Origin of the sequence: Paenibacillus graminis (assembly GCF_000758705.1) — a bacterium.
In the GTDB taxonomy this organism is placed as follows: domain Bacteria; phylum Bacillota; class Bacilli; order Paenibacillales; family Paenibacillaceae; genus Paenibacillus_AQ; species Paenibacillus_AQ graminis.
Genome location: NZ_CP009287.1, coordinates 2,987,793 through 3,004,607 on the forward strand (window position 1 = coordinate 2,987,793; position 16,815 = coordinate 3,004,607).

Here is a 16,815-nt window from a genome sequence, read left to right on the forward strand (position 1 = left end):
CCCGCCGGAAGGGCCTTTTTCTTGCTGAGGCTTCTGCCGCTGCTCCAGGCAAAAGTGCTGCGAAAGAAATCGAAAATCGTAACAATGCACATACTATTCATAGAATTGGTCCTCGATCAAAATCTAGCGATAACTTATATTATTACCATAATTAGTTAGTTTGTTCATAGGAAAGCATCCGGGTTCGGTCCAGGCATCTTGCGATTGCGGTTTGTTGTTCTGCAGGTTTCGCAAGGGGGATCGTTCTTTTTTGCATTTTATGGACCGGGATAATGGGCAGCTGGCTGGTTAGCAGACTATAAATCGTAGGGGAGGGGGCATGAAAATTAAAGAGGTAAACGCAGCAAAACAGAAAAATATGAAAGCGCATACTTTTACGGAATAAACAATTATGGGAGGTGGGTGTCCATGTTAACAGGTAATAAAGCATCTGCCAGAAAAAGCCTGCTCGTGTACTGCCTGACTGCTGTTCTGTTCTTAGGCCAGCTGGCGCTGTTTCCGGCGGTCAGTTCGGCGGCGGGAAATCTGGCGGCAGGCAAGACGATGACAGCAAGCTCCGTTGGAGATGTATATGCTGCGTCCAATGCCGGAGATGGCAATCAAGCGACGTATTGGGAGAGCGCCAGCAATGCTTTTCCGGGGTGGCTCAAAGTGGATCTCGGGGCAAACAGCAGCGTCAATCAAGTGGTGCTGAAGCTTCCGGCATCCTGGGAGGCAAGAACCCAAACGCTTTCGGTTCAGGGCAGTACGAACGACTCCTCTTACAGTGATCTTGCGGCTTCAGCCGCCTACACATTTAATCCCTCCAGCGGTTCCAATACGGTAACCATCCATTTCACGGCTGTCACCGCCCGGTACATCAAATTGAATTTCACAGCGAATACAGGCTGGCCTGCCGCGCAGGTGTCTGAGCTCGAGGTTTACGGTACGCCAGCATCCCCAAACGGAACTTATGAAGCAGAAGCAGCCTCTTTATCCGGCGGAGCCAAAATCAACACGGACCACAGCGGCTATTCCGGTTCGGCTTTTGTTGACGGGTATCTCACACAGGGAGCATCCACAACCTTTACGGTTACCGCCTCTTCAGCAGGCAGCTACGATGCCGCGCTGAGATACGCCAATGCCTCGGGCAGCACCAGAACACTAAGTGTCTACGTCAACGGCACGAAGGTCAAGCAGACCCCGCTCGCCAATCTGGCCAACTGGGATACCTGGTCAACCCAAGTGGAAGCACTCAGCTTACTATCCGGCACCAATACGATTGCTTACAAATATGATTCTACCGATTCCGGCAACGTAAATCTGGATAATCTGCTCCTTGCTCCGGGAGTCACGCCAACACCTACAACGGCTCCTACTGCAGCGCCAACAGCAACGCCAACGGCGACACCGGCAGCAACACCTACTGGAGTGCCAACGGCAACACCGACAGCAACACCTACTGTAGTGCCAACGGCAACACCGACAGTTGCTCCAAGCACTGGTCCGGGGTCTAACCTGGCGATTGGCAATAGCATCAACGCATCGTCCTCCATCTACACATTCGTGCCAACGAATGCCAATGACGGCGATGTCACCACATACTGGGAAGGCGCGGGCGGGAGTTATCCTAATACGCTCAGCGTCAATCTTGGCGCCAATGCCAGCGTGACCGCCGTTGTCGTGAAGCTGAACCCGGCATCTATCTGGTCCACCCGCACCCAAACGATTGAGGTGCTTGGACATAATCAGGCCACCTCAGCATTCACAAGTCTGGTTCCGGCAGCAGTGTATACCTTTAATCCGGCCAGCGGCAACACCGTGACCATTCCGGTCACTGCCACCCTGAGTGAGCTTCAGCTGAAAATCACCGCCAATTCCGGTTCAGGCGCCGGACAGGTAGCTGAATTCCAGATTATTGGCACACCGGCGGCCAATCCGGATTTGACGGTAACATCGATGTCGTGGTCGCCGTCTGCTCCGGTGGAGACGGATGCCGTTACATTAACCGCCGCTGTCAAAAATACTGGAACTGCCGTCTCCGCCGCGACGAATGTCAGCTTCTACCTGGGCACAATCCTGGTGGGAACAGTGCCTGTCGGCGTGTTGTCCGCAGGAGCCTCAAGCAATGTGTCCCTTAACATCGGGGCCAAGGATGCGGCCGCATATGCACTTAGCGCCAAGGTCGATGAGAGCAACGGGGTCATTGAGCTGAATGAGGGGAACAACAGCTATACGAATCCTTCGCCGCTTACGGTAAACCCGGTATCCAGCTCGGATCTGATCGCTTCTCCGGTAAGCTGGACGCCGGGCAACCCGGCCGGCGGCAATACCGTAACCTTCTCGATAGCGGTCAAAAACCAGGGAACCGCAGCATCAGCAGGCGGAGCACATAATCTTACGCTGACTGTGACGGATGCCGCCACCAATACGGTGGTCAAAACGCTGACCGGCTCCTACAACGGCAGCATAGCCAGCGGTGCCACAACGGCTCCGGTTACCCTGGGCACCTGGACTGCAGCGAACGGCAAATATACAGTGAGGAGTGAAATCGCCGCGGATGCCAATGAGCTTGCGGTAAAACGGGCCAACAACATCCAAACCCAGCCGCTGTATATCGGCCGCGGGGCCAATATGCCCTACGACATGTATGAGGCAGAGGACGGAGTGGTTGGCGGCGGAGCCGTCAAGCTTGCGCCGAACCGCAATATCGGTGATCTGGCCGGTGAAGCCTCGGGCAGAAGAGCGGTTACGCTGAATTCAACCGGCAGCTATGTGGAATTCACCACTAAGGCGAATACGAACACGCTTGTTGCCCGTTTTTCCATTCCCGATTCGGCCAGCGGCGATGGCACCAATGCCACACTGAACGTGTATGTGGATGGAGTGTTCACCAAAGCCATCAGCTTGACCTCTAAATACGCCTGGCTGTATGGGCCAGAGGCCAGTCCGGACAATTCACCCAGCTCCGGCCCGCCGCGCCATATCTATGATGAAGCCAATTTGATGTTCGACAGCACCATTAAGGCCGGAAGCACGATCCGGCTGCAAAAGGATGCGGCGAACACCTCGCAATATGCGATTGACTTCATCAGCCTGGAGCAGGTGTCCCCAATCGCCAACCCGGACCCGGCCAAGTATGCTGTTCCTGCCGGCTTCACCCATCAAGATGTGCAGAATGCGCTGGATAAGGTCCGCATGGACACTACCGGCACACTTGCAGGTGTATATTTGCCTGCCGGAACCTACCAGACCTCAAGCAAATTCCAGGTGTACGGCAAAGCTGTGAAGATCATCGGGGCCGGACCCTGGTATACCCGGTTTGTGGCTCCAACCAGCCAGGAGAACACGGATGTGGGCTTCCGGGCTGAAGCTTCGGCGAATGGGTCTACATTTGCCAACTTTGCGTATTTCGGCAACTATACCTCGCGGATCGACGGTCCCGGTAAGGTATTCGACTTCTCAAATGTTGCGAACATCACCATCGACAACATCTGGACCGAACATCAGGTATGCATGTACTGGGGCGCCAACACCGACTACATGGTGATCAAAAACTCGCGTATCCGCAACACCTTCGCCGATGGCATCAACATGACCAACGGCAGCACGAACAATCTGGTCTCCAACAATGAAGCGCGGGCTACGGGGGATGACAGCTTTGCACTGTTTTCGGCGATTGATTCCGGCGGTTCGGATATGAAGGACAACGTGTATGAGAATCTGACCTCGATCCTGACCTGGCGCGCAGCCGGGGTTGCAGTCTATGGCGGCTATGGCAACACCTTCCGCAATATTTACATTGCCGACACGCTTTGTTATTCCGGGATTACGATCAGTTCGCTGGACTTTGGGTATCCGATGAATGGATTCGGCGCTTCGCCGGCAACGAACCTCCAGAACATCTCGCTTGTCCGGGCAGGCGGACATTTCTGGAACGGACAGACCTTCCCGGCCATATGGGTGTTCTCGGCTTCAAAAATATTCCAAGGCATCCGGGTCAGCGATGTGGACATTACAGATCCGACTTATCATGGCATCATGTTCCAGACCAATTATTTCGCTTCTTCGCCGCAGTTCCCTGTAGCAGATACGATCTTCACGAATATAACCATTTCCGGCGCGCGAAAGAGCGGTGATGCTTTTGACGCCAAATCGGGTGTCGGCATCTGGGCCAACGAATCGGCAGAGCCCGGCCAAGGTCCGGCAGTAGGTTCGGTAGTCTTCAACAATCTGAAGATCACGAACACAGTCACACCGGTAAAAAATACTACATCCACCTTTACGATCACCGTTAATCCGTAGTCCCCTGTTAGCTAATAAGGACTGAACCGGCGGAGTGACTTGTCAGCTCCGATGAATAATTACCGGTTTGAAGCGAAACCGTCTCTTCCTTGAAGAGGCGGTTGTTTTTGCTGTTTGCTTGGGCAGCTATGCAAGTACCTTTGAATGTGACTCAGTCGAGCTTGCAGTACAAATCAGATGTACGCCGTAATACGTATATATTTCTCACATTATCTGGAGCATAAAAATACTGTTCCTTCTACGCTCTGTTCCAGATGATCGACAAGAGCTGCCCGGCAGCGCTACAATGGGGGGATAGACAGCAGAAGAAATGAGGAGGCTCATTCCATGTCATCTCTTGTAGTCAGCAATATTACGGAACTGATCGGCAATACGCCGGTGGTTCGCTTGAACCGGTTAACCGGACCGCAGGATGCGGAACTGTATGTGAAGCTGGAAATGTTCAACCCCAGCGGCAGCGTCAAGGACCGGGCGGCATATCATTTGATACTCCAGGCAGAGCTTGCCGGAGTCTTGAAGCCTGGCGGAACCATTATCGAGCCGACGAGCGGCAATACGGGCATCGGGCTGGCGATGAATGCGGCGGCCAAAGGCTATAGAGCCATTCTGGTGATGCCTGACAATATGACGAAGGAACGGATCAATATTCTAAAAGCATACGGAGCAGAGGTAGTGCTGACTCCGGCAGCAGAGCGGATGCCGGGAGCAATCGCCAAGGCGCTGGAGCTGGGAAGTGAGATTGCGGACAGCTTCATTCCGCAGCAGTTCGAGAACCAAGCCAATCCCGATATTCACCGGATTACAACAGCACCGGAAATCCTGGCGCAAATGGATGGCAGGCTGGATGTATTCGTAGCAGCCTCGGGGACTGGGGGGACCATAACAGGTACCGGAGAAGCACTTCGCCAGCAGCTGCCGGAGATCCGTATTGTTGTGGTGGAGCCGCAAGGCTCACCGGTGCTCTCCGGCGGCCAGCCCGGACCGCATAAGCTGGTCGGGACCAGCCCGGGTTTTGTGCCGGCCATATTGAATACAGGTATCTATGATGAAATTGTCCAGGTCTCCGATGAGGACGCGCTGGAGATGGTCAGAACACTGGCCAGTACGGAGGGAATCCTGATCGGACCTTCCGGCGGAGCGGCGGTCTGGACGGCGCTTCAGGAAGCGCGGCGGCTGGGTAGCGGCAAGCGGGTGCTGTGCATCGCCCCCGATACAGGTGAACGTTACCTGAGCATGGGGATATTTTAATGAAAGTTAGACTTCCTGTCTGGGAGGGAATTATATGCTGAAGCTGTTCCGGATGGCTTTCATTGTCCTTCTGCTGGTTACCGCCGGATGCAATACACGGGAGAAAGACTCTGCAAACGGCGGACAACCAGGTGCATCGCCAGCCGCAGCCGGGCAGACCCCACAGGTAACGCCAGTGTCACCTGAGGCAACACTTCAACCGGCAGTAACCCGTGGAGGGACGCCGGATGTTTCCGGCAGTAAGCCATCTGCTGAGGCGTCCAACGCCGCACCGGCAGCCTATCTCGATCCGGCGAAGCTGTCGTCCGGCTTTGGATTTGCCGACAGTTCAGGCAAGCATCTCCTTGCCGCATGGGAAGATGACAGCAGGCTAGCAGAAATGAAATTGCTGAATACAGCTGTTGGCAACAATGGCCAGGTTCTTAGTGTGGCATTGGAGAAATGGCAGCCCGGCAGTGCTGACAGCAACGGCAGGGATATGGCGAATAATTTCGCCAATCTGTCCGGGTATGTTTTTACTGTGGAGGACGGGAAGGCAGCATCTGATGAGACCTACTACTTGGCCAATTCTGCAAAGCTGGTCCGCGGATCGCTGCTTGCAGTTAAGCCGCCAGCCGACCTTTCACAGCAGCTTGATGCAGATGATCCGGTGCGGCAGCAAATCCTTGCGCTTAAAAAGCGCGATATTAAGTCCATCTGGAAGCTCGCAGATCTGGCGGAAGCACCGGAAGACCGGCACCTGTATGTTGTTCAATTCGTGAGACAGAACACAAATATGCTGTTCAGCCTGGTACTCCAGAAGGGTCCGGAGCTCAGCTTCATGGACTATCCGGCGAAGATCCGGGACGATGAATATTCGGTCTGGCGTGTTGATGACGGCGGGGAAATGACTCCCGGGATGTTCTCGCTGCTTTTTGCGGCAAGGACAGCAAACGGTGTGGCGCTTGGCGTGAATTGGCTGGGAGCGGAGGGTGTGAATTCTTTTGTTCTCCTCCAGCAAAACGCAGGGTTCAAGGAAATGGGGATCGAATACAGCCGGTACACTTCACCGTTGTAGGCCGCAAGGACAGGCCAAATTGGGGTTCGGAGCCTTTTGAAGAAGGGCCGGCGGACTGACCGGAAGAACCGGTATAAGAAGCAAATGTATAAGAAGTGAACGGATGGGGTGCGAGCCGCATCTGTTTTTGTGCCAGAGGGCAAGTTGAACCGAAAAAGCTCGCAATAAATTTTAAATACTTATTTTTGTAACATTTAAGCTCTCCGTATAGCCCGAAAGAGTCATGTCAGGTTGGCGGGAGAATGCTATTGTAAGGCTTAAGATTGGGAGGGGACAGCAACGTATACAAGAATTAAACTGCTTATTCTGCTGCTGCCCACCGTTATGGTCGGCATTTGGGAAATTGTGCGCCATCAGTTCCTGATGCCGTATCTCTCCATGGATATGGGCAATTACTTAACCCCTGTGCTTGTATTCTTATTCAGCATAGTGCTGCTGGTGCCGCTGTTCTCTCTTATGGAAAAGAATGCCAGGGAACTGGAGCAGGAACGTTTGCTGAAGACGGCCATGGAGGCGCGGGAAGCGCTGGCAAAAGAGCTTCATGACGGGATCGCACAATCTTTATTTTTGTTGTCTGTACGGATCGACCGCCTGGAGCAGAAGCATCAGCGGGGAGAAATGGATGCAGAAACGATCGGCCAGCTCAAAAAAAACGTGCATGAAACCAACCGCTATGTCCGTCAGGCTATTTCCAATCTGAAGGTTCCGGTTGAAGCTGCACAGACGTCTCTGCTGGCACAGTCCGTTCAGGAGCAGTTGAAGCAGATTGCCCGTGAGGTCACAGTTGAGGCAGCCATGGATTGGAGCCTGCGGGACGTAAACCTCAGTCCTGCTGAACAGGCCGAGCTGCTCTCCTGTATCCGTGAGGCCATGATTAATGTCCGCAAGCATACCCGGGCGGGCAGGGTTGCGATTTCCGGCCACGAAGACGGGCAGGGCTGGCGTGTAACCATTTCTGATGACGGGGCCGGAATCGGGCATGAGGACCCTTTTGCCGTAAGTGGCAGCTACGGGCTGCAGATTATGAAGGAGCGTGCGGAAGGGATGGGCTGGACACTTGTGCTGAAATCCGGGGAGTACGGGACCATCGTAGAAATTGCCAAAAAGGGGGCTTCCGTATGAGCAGCTGCCGGGTGCTTGTTGTGGACGATCATGCCCATGCCCGTGAGGCGATGTGCGAGATTTTGGCTATGGATGAACGATTTGAGGTTATCGGGGCAGTGGGAAGCGGAGCCGAAGCCATCGAGCGGACCGGACTCTGGATGCCGGATCTGATCCTGATCGACATTCAAATGCCGGAGATGGATGGTCTGGAGACTACGCGCCGGATCAAATTGGAATTTCCCTATGTCAAAATCGTGATCGTAACCGTTTCTGACGAAATCTCTTATTTATTCGAGGCGCTGAAGCAGGGGGCACAGGGCTATCTGCTGAAAAACCTGGCTCCATCGACCTGGATTGAATACCTGCTGGCCATTGTCAGTGAGGAGGTTCCGCTGAGCCGGGAGCTGGCTTTTCAGATCCTGAAGGAGTTTGCCGTCACCTCTGTCAAGGAAGAGCGGGAAGCATTAACGGCACGGGAGAAGGAAATACTGGGATGTGTGTCCTCCGGTTCCACCAATAAGGAGATCGCGGCAACGCTCGGAATCTCGGAGCATACCGTCAAAAACCATCTTAAAAACATCCTCCAGAAGCTTCAGCTCCAGAACCGCACGCAGCTTACCAGATATGCTCTGGAGCAGGGGCTTGCGTCGCGGGAGCGGGATTTTCCCAAGAAACAATAGACATCCATGCGCTCATTGGCAGCGCTTCAAACGATGAAATTTCGGAGAAGGGGATATTAATATGAACAGACTGTTTCGTAAAATAGCGGTGTTGGCCGCCCCGTCTGCGGCAGCCTTGATGCTGTTCGCCGCTGCAGCCAGTGCGCATGTGACCGTTGCACCGGCCGAATCTACCACCGGCGCATGGGAGACATATACCCTAAAAGTGCCTTCCGAAAAAGACGCTGCCACCGTGCAGATCGATCTGCGCATACCCGCAGGAGCTGAATTCAAGCAATACGAGGCTGTGCCTGGCTGGGATGTGAAGATAGACGGCAACAAAATCAGCTGGGTATCGACCGGAGCAGGAATCCAGGCCGGGCAATTTCAGCGCTTTTACTTCACAGCCAAGAACCCGGACACCACGGGTGATATCGCCTGGGACGCCTACCAGCATTATGCTGACGGCAGCCTGGTGCAGTGGTCCGGAGAGGAAGGAACGGAAACCCCGCATTCCATCACGGAGATTGTGCAGGCGGCAGCCGGCGGCGGCAGTCATTCCGGCATGGCGATGGACGATCATGGTTCAATGAGCACGGGTGACCAGGATTCCATGAGTATGGACGAGCACAATGCGATCATGGAGGAACATGACAAAACATCTGGCGTATCCCCTATGATTTACATTGCACTCGGCATTTCCTTGCTGTCTTTTCTGCTGGCGGCGATTGCGTTGCTGCGAAAACGGGCATAAAGCAGGCCAGTTCTACTACAAGGTTCACTTTTAGAATAACAAGGTTAGTAAAGGAGACTTTTCTGAATGTGTTCAGAAGAGTCTTTTTTTATGCTAAAAATGTAATATACAGGTAGAAAATGGTACGGAAGCAGGCGACCATTTTCACGTAAAATCAACCGTTTTCCCTAACAAATCATAATATTTACCAATTATAATGTAAGCGTTACCAATTGTACATGCTGCTGTTTGCGGAATCATGCCGGGGATCAGAGAGGAGGGCAAGGTAGCGGGGGAAGCGCAAGAAGCGCAAGAAGCCATAGACTTGTATAGGAAAAATCAAACCTTAGGAGGCGTAAATGGTGACTCGAAAACGTATCCGTAAACTGGGACTGGTTGTCCTGCTGGCCGCTATGACAAGCTCGTTATTCACTGCCTTTCCAGCAATTACCCGCGCAGCCGCAAGCGAAGCCTATAACTGGAAAAGTGTCGTCACTGGAGCAGGCGGAGGGTTTGTGCCCGGCATTATTTTTAATCAGAGCGAACCGGATTTAATCTATGCGCGTACCGACATCGGCGGGGCTTACCGCTGGAATCAGGCCACAGGCAGCTGGGTATCCATCAGCGATGCGGTAGGCTGGGTAGACTGGAACAAGAACGGTGTGGATGCCCTTGCGACTGATCCTGTCGACCCTGACAAGGTATACATGGCTACAGGCACCTATACCAACAGCTGGGATGACAACGGGCAGATTATGCGTTCCGGCGACCGGGGAAACACCTGGCAGTCCACTCCGCTGCCGTTCAAGGTTGGAGGCAACATGCCGGGGCGGTCCGCAGGGGAACGTCTGGTTATCGATCCTAATAAGAACAGCATCCTCTTTTTTGGAGCGCGCAGCGGTAACGGGTTGTGGAAAAGCACAGACTCGGGTGTAACCTGGTCGAAAGTAAGCTCTTTCCCGAATGTCGGCACCTATATCCAGAATCCGACGCTTGAATACGGCAATGATCTGGTCGGATTATCGTGGATTACTTTTGACCCAAATACAGGCACGCCGGGAAACGCTACGCAAACGATCTATGTCGGTGTTGCCGATACGGCGAGCAGCGTATACCGCAGTACAGATGGTGGAGCAACGTGGACGGCGATTCCCGGACAGCCCACCGGCTACCTGCCGCATCACGGGGTGCTGTCTTCTACAGGAGATCTATACATTACGTACAGCAATGGTGTCGGCCCGTATGACGGCAGCAAAGGTGAAGTCTGGAAGCTGAATACAGCAAGCGGAGCCTGGACCAACATCAGCCCGTCTGCCGGAACGGATAACTGGTACGGCTTCGGCGGATTGGCTGTGGATGCCCAGCATCCCGATACGGTCATGGTATCCAGCCTGAATGCCTGGTGGCCGGACGAGGTGATCTTCCGCAGCACGAATGGAGGAGCGACCTGGAGCCGGATTTGGGACTGGGGCAGCTACCCGGAGCGGAGCTACAAGTTTGCTATGGACATTACCGCCGCGCCTTGGCTGAACCATGGCGTTACCAACTCTACTTCACTCGATCCCTCACCGAAGCTGGGTTGGATGATGGGCGATCTCGAGATTGACCCGTTCAACTCAAACCGGATGATGTACGGTACAGGGGCCACGATCTACGGAACGAACAATCTGACCTCCTGGGATACCGGAGGCAAAGTTAATATTGCGGTAATGGCCAAAGGCGTGGAGGAAACGGCTGTGCTTGGGCTGATCAGCCCTCCCTCGGGAACGGCCCATCTGATTACGGCGCTTGGAGACGTTTCCGGCTTCCGGTATGAAGATCTGACCCAGGCGCCGGTCAAGTTCCAGACCAGTCCTTCGTGGGCAACGACGACGGGCATCGATTTTGCGGAATTGAATCCGTCCTATGTAGTGCGCGTAGGGGGAGCAGATAAGGAGAAGGACCCGGGCATGAAGTCGATTGGAATCTCCAACGACGGCGGCGTCAACTGGTACATGCCGAACAGCGAGCCTTCTAGCGGCACGAAGACCACAGCAGGACAAGGCCAGGTTGCGGTATCTGCCAGCGGCAATTCCATCCTGTGGAGCACCTCGGATCTTGGAGTCTATTATTCCAAAACCACGGGCAACTCCTGGACCGTAAGCGCAGGCGTCCCAGCCGGAGCCAAAGTGGCCTCCGACAGAGTGAACCCGAACAAATTCTATGCGTTCTACGCAGGAATCTTCTATGTCAGTACGGATGGCGGAGCTACCTTCACCGCTACGGCGGCGGCAGGGTTACCGGCCAATAACGTTGGAGGGCTGCAGCCGAATCAAGCCCAGATCAGCATGAAAGCCATGCCGGGCATTGAAGGAGACGTCTGGTTTGCCGGCGGCAATACAGTTGAAAACAAGTACGGTTTGTGGCATTCGATCAATTCGGGCACAAGCTTCACGAAGCTGACGAACGTGGAGGAAGCCGATCTGATCGGCTTTGGCATGGCTGCCCCGGGCCAGAACTATATGGCACTCTATACGGTAGCCAGGATGGATGGAGTGAGAGGTGTCTTCCGTTCGGATGATGCCGGTGCATCGTGGGTGCGGATCAATGACGATGCCCACCAATACGCCAAAATTAACATGGCAATCACGGGAGACCCCAGAGTTTACGGCCGGGTCTATCTCGGTACGAACGGCCGAGGCACGCTCTATGCCGATCCAGTGAATCCGCCAGCACCCGGCGCCTCGATTACACCAGCCAGCGCCAGCTTCGACAAGAAGACAGCTAACCAGGCGGATATCGCTGTGACCCTCACGTTGTATGGGACTACCCTGGACTCGATTAAGAACGGTACCGCTGTTCTGTCGGCAGGAGCAGATTATACGGTCAGCGGCACCAAGGTTACGATCAAAAAAGAGTATCTGGCCACCCAGGCAACCGGTACCACCCGGCTCAGCTTCAATTTCAGCGCAGGTGCGGCGAAGACATTGACCATAGCTGTCGTTGACACTACAGGAACGGCCAGTTCAGTCATTACACCGGTCACTGCCAGTTTTGACAAGAAAACGGCCAGTCAAGCCGATATTCCAGTCACGCTGACGCTGAATGGCAATACCCTGAGCTTGATTAAGAACGGAACTGCTGTATTGACAGCCGGAACCGATTATACGGTCAGCGGCACAACCGTAACAATTAAGAAAGAATATCTGGCCGCTCAGCCGGTGGGTACCGCTACACTGAGCTTCATCTTCAGTGGCGGAGCTGCGCAACCGCTGGCTGTTGCTGTCGTGGATACAACTGCCGCACCGGCAGGGGCGCTTAAGGTACAGATGTATAACAGCGGAACAGCGGCTTCTGCCAATACGATGAGCCCCAAATTCAAGCTAGTGAATACTGGCACCAGTGCGATTACACTGTCCGGTGTGAAATTAAGATACTATTACACCATCGACGGAGAGCAGGCCCAGAACTTCTTCTGTGACTGGTCCCAGGTCGGCAGTGCAAATGTGACGGGCAGCTTTGTCAAAATGCCTTCTGCAAAAGCCGGCGCCGATCATTATGTAGAGCTTGGATTTAACAGCCCGGCGGGTTCCCTAGCAGCAGGCGCAAGCATCGATATCCAGGTGCGGGTGGCGAAATCAGACTGGAGCAATTACACACAGACCGGGGACTATTCCTTTAATGGAGCGGATACCAATTATGCAGACTGGATTAAAGCTCCAGCCTATATTTCCGGCAGTCTGGTGTGGGGGAATGAGCCATCGTAATGTCCAAAGTGGCACCAAAAAGCCATCATGGCTGCTTAGGACTCCTTAATTGGCGCTGCTGGCGAAAACAAAGGTATAAATACCTTTGAATTGAACCTGAGCGGCGCTGGGGGCCCAAACAAAGGTATAAATACCTTTGAATTCGGCCTGAGCGGCGCTGGGGGCCCAAACAAAGGTATAAATACCTTTGAATTCGGCCTGAGTGGCGCTGCTTGGCCCAAACAAAGGTATAAATACCTTTGAATCCAGCCTGAGCGGCGCTGGTGGCCCAAACAATAAAGGTATAAATGCCTTTGAATCCGGCCTGAGCGGTGCTGGGGGCCCAAACAAAGGTATAAATACCTTTGAATCCGGCCTGAGCGGCGCTGCTGGCGAAACAAAGGTATAAATACCTTTGAATCCGGCCTGAGCGGCGCTGACGGCCCAAACAAAGGTATAAATACCTTTGAATTGAGCCTGAGAGGCGCTGGGGGCCCAAACAAAGGTATAAAATACCTTTGTTGGGACTATTCCGGCTTGCGAGGCGAATCGGGTGGTATATGTGCCCGTTATATTCTGCTGAACCGGGCCGAAAGGTACTCCAAACAACGAGCAGTAAGCCCATAAGGGAGCCTTGCTGCTCGTTTACAATATGCAAGTGAGCCTCATAATTGCTGTAGCGTCACAAATTATTAGTGATAGAGCCACTTTTAAGTACATAAGAAGACATGAGAAGCAGTCTACTTCGTTCGAATGTTGTCTCTTTCGTACGAATGTTGTCTCTTTCGTTAGAATGTTGTCTCTTTCGTTCAAATATTGTTTCTTTTGTACTGAATGCTTTTTCTTTCAAATCAAATGTTTCTTTTTAAATCTAGTATTTCTTTTCAAATCAACTGTTTCTTTTCTTATTGAGTACTGTTGCCTTCGTATTAGAATGCTATTCTATTGTCCAGAAACAGCTGTCTTTCTTTCTGCTTCGGCATTTACAGCGTCTGCCCGCTGTCCACCGTGATGATCTGTCCGGTCATTGCCTCCTGCTCCAGGACGGAGCAGATGAATTTGGCAATATCCTCAGGTTCCGCGATACGCTGCAGCAGCAGATTCGGTGCAAGCTGGTGCATTTGCTCTTCCCGTCCTGCCCACCATCTGGTGGCTACAGCTCCCGGCGCTACACAGTTGACCCGGATGTCGGGGGAAAGCGCGCGGGCCAGAGACTTGGTTAGCCCGTGAACGGCAGCTTTGGAGACCGCGTAGGGGAGAGAGGAGCCGGCACCGGTAGTTCCGGCTATGCTGCCGAGATTGACGATAGCTCCTTGTTTGTTCTTTTTCATGTAAGGCGCCACGGCTCTCGCGCAGAGAAACATGCCTTTGACATTTACATCGTACAGCTCATCCCATACGTCTTCCGTTGCCGCCTCCAGATCATCCAGAGGGATATGCCTAGTGATACTGGCATTATTTACGAGCAGATCAACCGTTCCGAAGGTTCCGGCGATCCGTTCTACCATCTGCCGCACTTCTGTGTCCCGGGCCACATTCGCTTGTACGGCTATTGCCCGTCCGCCTTGATCTGTTATCCGTTGAACAGTTTCCAGCGCTTCGGCTTCTGAACGCGAATAATTAACGGCGACCGCCGCTCCGCATGCTGCCAGCTCGAGGCTTACTGCTCTGCCGATGCCAGTTCCTCCGCCTGTGACCAGTGCCACTTTTTCTGATAAATTCAAGCTTATCCACTCCTTGTTCGAATTTTATCCGTTGATGCAGCCTGAAGTAGCCAAACTCCTCTTATCACTTCTAAAAGGAGCGCAGTTGATTCAAGTTCAGTCAATGAATAGCCGTAGATATAGAGTATTGTATAAATTTTATTCGGTTTTGTATAATTGAATGAATTGAATAATGAGTTCAATTTCTTTGAAGTGAATCATTAGAGTAACTCAAATCAAGGTCTTAATGTGAATTCTCAATTCGGGCTTTGATTGGGATTTGAGCCACAGGGAGGGAACCCAAGCTGGATCTAAAAACATTAAAAACCTTTCAGGCCATCATCCGCTCCGGCAGCTTCAACCGAGCTGCAGAAGAGCTGAACTATGCCCAATCCACGGTCACGATGCAAATTCAGAAGCTGGAAGCGGATCTGGGAGTTCAGTTGCTGGAACGGGGCAAGGGCGTAACTCTAACTGAAGCCGGACGGTTGTTTCACGAACAGAGCCAGAGGATAGTCCAGGATATGGAACGGCTGCAGAGCAGCATCACGGATTTGAAATCCGGCGCAGCGGGGAGCATCCGCATCGGCGCTTCTGATCCGACGGCAAGCTGCCGGCTGCCTGGCATTCTGCAGAAATTCATGACCCTGTTTCCCAAAATGGAACTGTCAGTGGATATCTCCGGGTCAGGTTTACTGTGTGACCGGCTGCTTCGCGGAGAGCTGGATGTTGTAATCTGCTCCGCTCCGGAGCTGGGGACGGAGCTGCATTTTGAACCGTTGTTTACGGAAGTGTTCGTACTGTTACTGCCGGAAGGCCATCCGCTTATTTCCGCCCCCTCCGTTACTGCAGATCATCTGCGCGGACACCGGCTGCTGATTACAGCACCTACCTGTCCCTACCGCAAAAAACTGGAAAGCGTGCTGAAGGAAGCTGCCGGCCCGCCGCTCGATACCATGGAAATCGGCAGCATGTCGGCATTGAAGTACTATGTAGCGAGCGGACTTGGTATCGCGCTTGTGCCAGAGGTGACTCTCGATCCTGTTCCCGCCGGAACCGTAACCCGGAGGCTGGAAGGCAGAGCTGTGGACATGACATGCGGCATCATTTGCCGGATTGCGGATTACCCCTTGAAACCGCCCGTCCGCAGGCTGTATGATTTTATCAGGCAGGAACTGGGGACGCAGCCGGTTTTCAGCCGGGAATAGGAACACAGAAGAGGAAAGGTGAGCTGAGCAGAGATGAGCGGAAACAAACTGGATTTGGAGCGTATTGTTTTTATTGGCCGGACCTTTGAGGAGTATTTGCGGATGTTTAATTTGCAGCCGGGGGAACTGGGGGGACGGAGTATTTTGGATTGTCCGGCGGGAGCCTGCTCGTTTACCTCAGAGGCCCACAAGCTTGGCGCGGCATCTGTAGCCGCAGATATTGCTTACTATTATTCCGCCGAAGCACTGAGGGACAAAGGGCTGAAGGATATTGAGCATACGGTGCAGCAGCTGGACAAAGTTCAGGATAATTTTGTGTGGAAGGAGTTCACTTCCATACATGCGTTACAGCAGGCGAGAACTGCAGCCTTAGCAGCCAGTACGCTGGACCGGCAGCAAAATAGCAGCCGTTATATTCCAGTCGAGCTGCCTCTGCTGCCCTTTGCAGACCGGTCTTTTGATCTAACCCTGTCCGCCCATTTTCTGTTTATGTATGGGGACCGGCTGGACTATGATTTTCATCTCAGGACACTTCAGGAATTGATGAGGGTCACGAAGTCGGAAATTCGCATCTTCCCGCTGGTGGACTTATCCTCCCGCAGATACCATAAGCTGGAGCGGCTGGTCTGTGCAGCTCAAGCCCAAGGCTGGACGGCAGAAGAACAGCAGGTCCCCTATGAATTTCAAAAAGGTGCGGACTCCATGCTGAGACTGCTGCGTGTCTGAACGACAGGCGCTCAAAAGTTTTTATAGCGGTTGTATTTCCGGATTAAATAGTTGAGTGCAACACACATAACCCCCTATTATTGATTGTTCATCAACAATAGGGGGTTATGCTGTACATACTATACCCATGTTCTTCTCAGACTCCTTATCCTATCCTTGTACTCAGCCGGGTAGAAATCGTCCGAGGCGGCAGTAAATTTGCCTATCCTGCTTTTGAGTCTTCTCTAATTCATCCGCTGGTTAACGATTGGCTTCATGGATCAATGTTTGAGCTTTAAGAAGCTCATACCCTTTCGTTCCGGGATGGATTGAAAGCTTCAGCAACAGGATCAAAGATATAGTCTCAAGCACAGGGAGTACATCTGCTA

At 53.1% G+C, this 16,815-nt stretch carries 11 protein-coding genes; 9 read left to right on the top strand and 2 right to left on the bottom strand.

From position 1 onward, the window contains the following. The first annotated feature begins 408 nt into the window (after positions 1–408). The 7 genes from PGRAT_RS12190 (at position 409) to PGRAT_RS12220 (ending at position 12,831) form a co-directional block, all read left to right on the top strand. A complete protein-coding gene (locus PGRAT_RS12190) occupies positions 409–4,284 on the top strand; it encodes a galactose-binding domain-containing protein (protein WP_025705969.1) in 3,876 nt (1,291 codons plus the stop codon). Positions 4,285–4,611: 327 nt separating this feature from the next. Then, on the top strand, positions 4,612–5,532 hold the full coding sequence (cysK, locus tag PGRAT_RS12195; RefSeq protein WP_025705970.1) for a cysteine synthase A: 921 nt from the start codon (positions 4,612–4,614) through the stop codon (positions 5,530–5,532). Between the two features lie 34 nt (positions 5,533–5,566). Continuing rightward, entirely contained in the window at positions 5,567–6,589 is a 1,023-nt protein-coding gene (locus PGRAT_RS12200; protein WP_025705971.1) for a hypothetical protein, read from the top strand. Positions 6,590–6,913: 324 nt separating this feature from the next. Continuing rightward, positions 6,914–7,711: a sensor histidine kinase gene (locus PGRAT_RS12205; RefSeq protein WP_025705972.1), complete on the top strand. Its 798-nt coding sequence runs from the start codon at positions 6,914–6,916 to the stop codon at positions 7,709–7,711. Further along, entirely contained in the window at positions 7,708–8,373 is a 666-nt protein-coding gene (locus PGRAT_RS12210; protein ID WP_025705973.1) for a response regulator, read from the top strand. Before PGRAT_RS12205 ends, PGRAT_RS12210 begins: the two co-directional genes overlap by 4 nt. Before the next feature lie 61 nt (positions 8,374–8,434). Then, a complete protein-coding gene (locus PGRAT_RS12215) occupies positions 8,435–9,106 on the top strand; it encodes a YcnI family protein (protein WP_036705177.1) in 672 nt (223 codons plus the stop codon). A 338-nt stretch (positions 9,107–9,444) separates the two neighbouring features. Next, complete coding sequence (locus tag PGRAT_RS12220; protein WP_042266662.1) at positions 9,445–12,831, top strand: X2-like carbohydrate binding domain-containing protein; 3,387 nt, start codon at positions 9,445–9,447, stop codon at positions 12,829–12,831. Between the two features lie 45 nt (positions 12,832–12,876). Here the strand turns inward: PGRAT_RS12220 and PGRAT_RS12225 are convergent, their stop codons facing one another. Next, a complete protein-coding gene (locus PGRAT_RS12225) occupies positions 12,877–13,419 on the bottom strand; it encodes a hypothetical protein (RefSeq protein ID WP_042266664.1) in 543 nt (180 codons plus the stop codon). Positions 13,420–13,793: 374 nt separating this feature from the next. Further along, positions 13,794–14,534 carry an SDR family NAD(P)-dependent oxidoreductase gene (locus PGRAT_RS12230; RefSeq protein WP_025703568.1) on the bottom strand — a complete coding sequence of 247 codons (741 nt, stop codon included), beginning with the start codon at positions 14,532–14,534 and terminating at the stop codon, positions 13,794–13,796. A gap of 284 nt (positions 14,535–14,818) precedes the next feature. Between PGRAT_RS12230 and PGRAT_RS12235 the strand changes: the two genes are divergently transcribed. Both PGRAT_RS12235 and PGRAT_RS12240 read left to right on the top strand, forming a co-directional pair. Further along, complete coding sequence (locus PGRAT_RS12235; protein WP_025703569.1) at positions 14,819–15,721, top strand: LysR family transcriptional regulator; 903 nt, start codon at positions 14,819–14,821, stop codon at positions 15,719–15,721. Between the two features lie 33 nt (positions 15,722–15,754). Then, positions 15,755–16,447 (top strand): class I SAM-dependent methyltransferase, encoded by a 693-nt coding sequence (locus PGRAT_RS12240; RefSeq protein ID WP_025703570.1) that lies wholly within the window; start codon positions 15,755–15,757, stop codon positions 16,445–16,447. The last annotated feature ends 368 nt before the right edge of the window (positions 16,448–16,815 follow it).

Excerpts from the sequence above, each read along its gene's own strand:
- PGRAT_RS12190 (WP_025705969.1), top strand. The coding sequence starts at position 409 with ATGTTAACAGGTAATAAAGCATCTGCCAGAAAAAGCCTGCTCGTGTAC.
- cysK (WP_025705970.1), top strand. The coding sequence starts at position 4,612 with ATGTCATCTCTTGTAGTCAGCAATATTACGGAACTGATCGGCAATACG.
- PGRAT_RS12200 (WP_025705971.1), top strand. The coding sequence starts at position 5,567 with ATGCTGAAGCTGTTCCGGATGGCTTTCATTGTCCTTCTGCTGGTTACC.
- PGRAT_RS12205 (WP_025705972.1), top strand. The coding sequence starts at position 6,914 with ATGGTCGGCATTTGGGAAATTGTGCGCCATCAGTTCCTGATGCCGTAT.
- PGRAT_RS12210 (WP_025705973.1), top strand. The coding sequence starts at position 7,708 with ATGAGCAGCTGCCGGGTGCTTGTTGTGGACGATCATGCCCATGCCCGT.
- PGRAT_RS12215 (WP_036705177.1), top strand. The coding sequence starts at position 8,435 with ATGAACAGACTGTTTCGTAAAATAGCGGTGTTGGCCGCCCCGTCTGCG.
- PGRAT_RS12220 (WP_042266662.1), top strand. The coding sequence starts at position 9,445 with ATGGTGACTCGAAAACGTATCCGTAAACTGGGACTGGTTGTCCTGCTG.
- PGRAT_RS12240 (WP_025703570.1), top strand. The coding sequence starts at position 15,755 with ATGAGCGGAAACAAACTGGATTTGGAGCGTATTGTTTTTATTGGCCGG.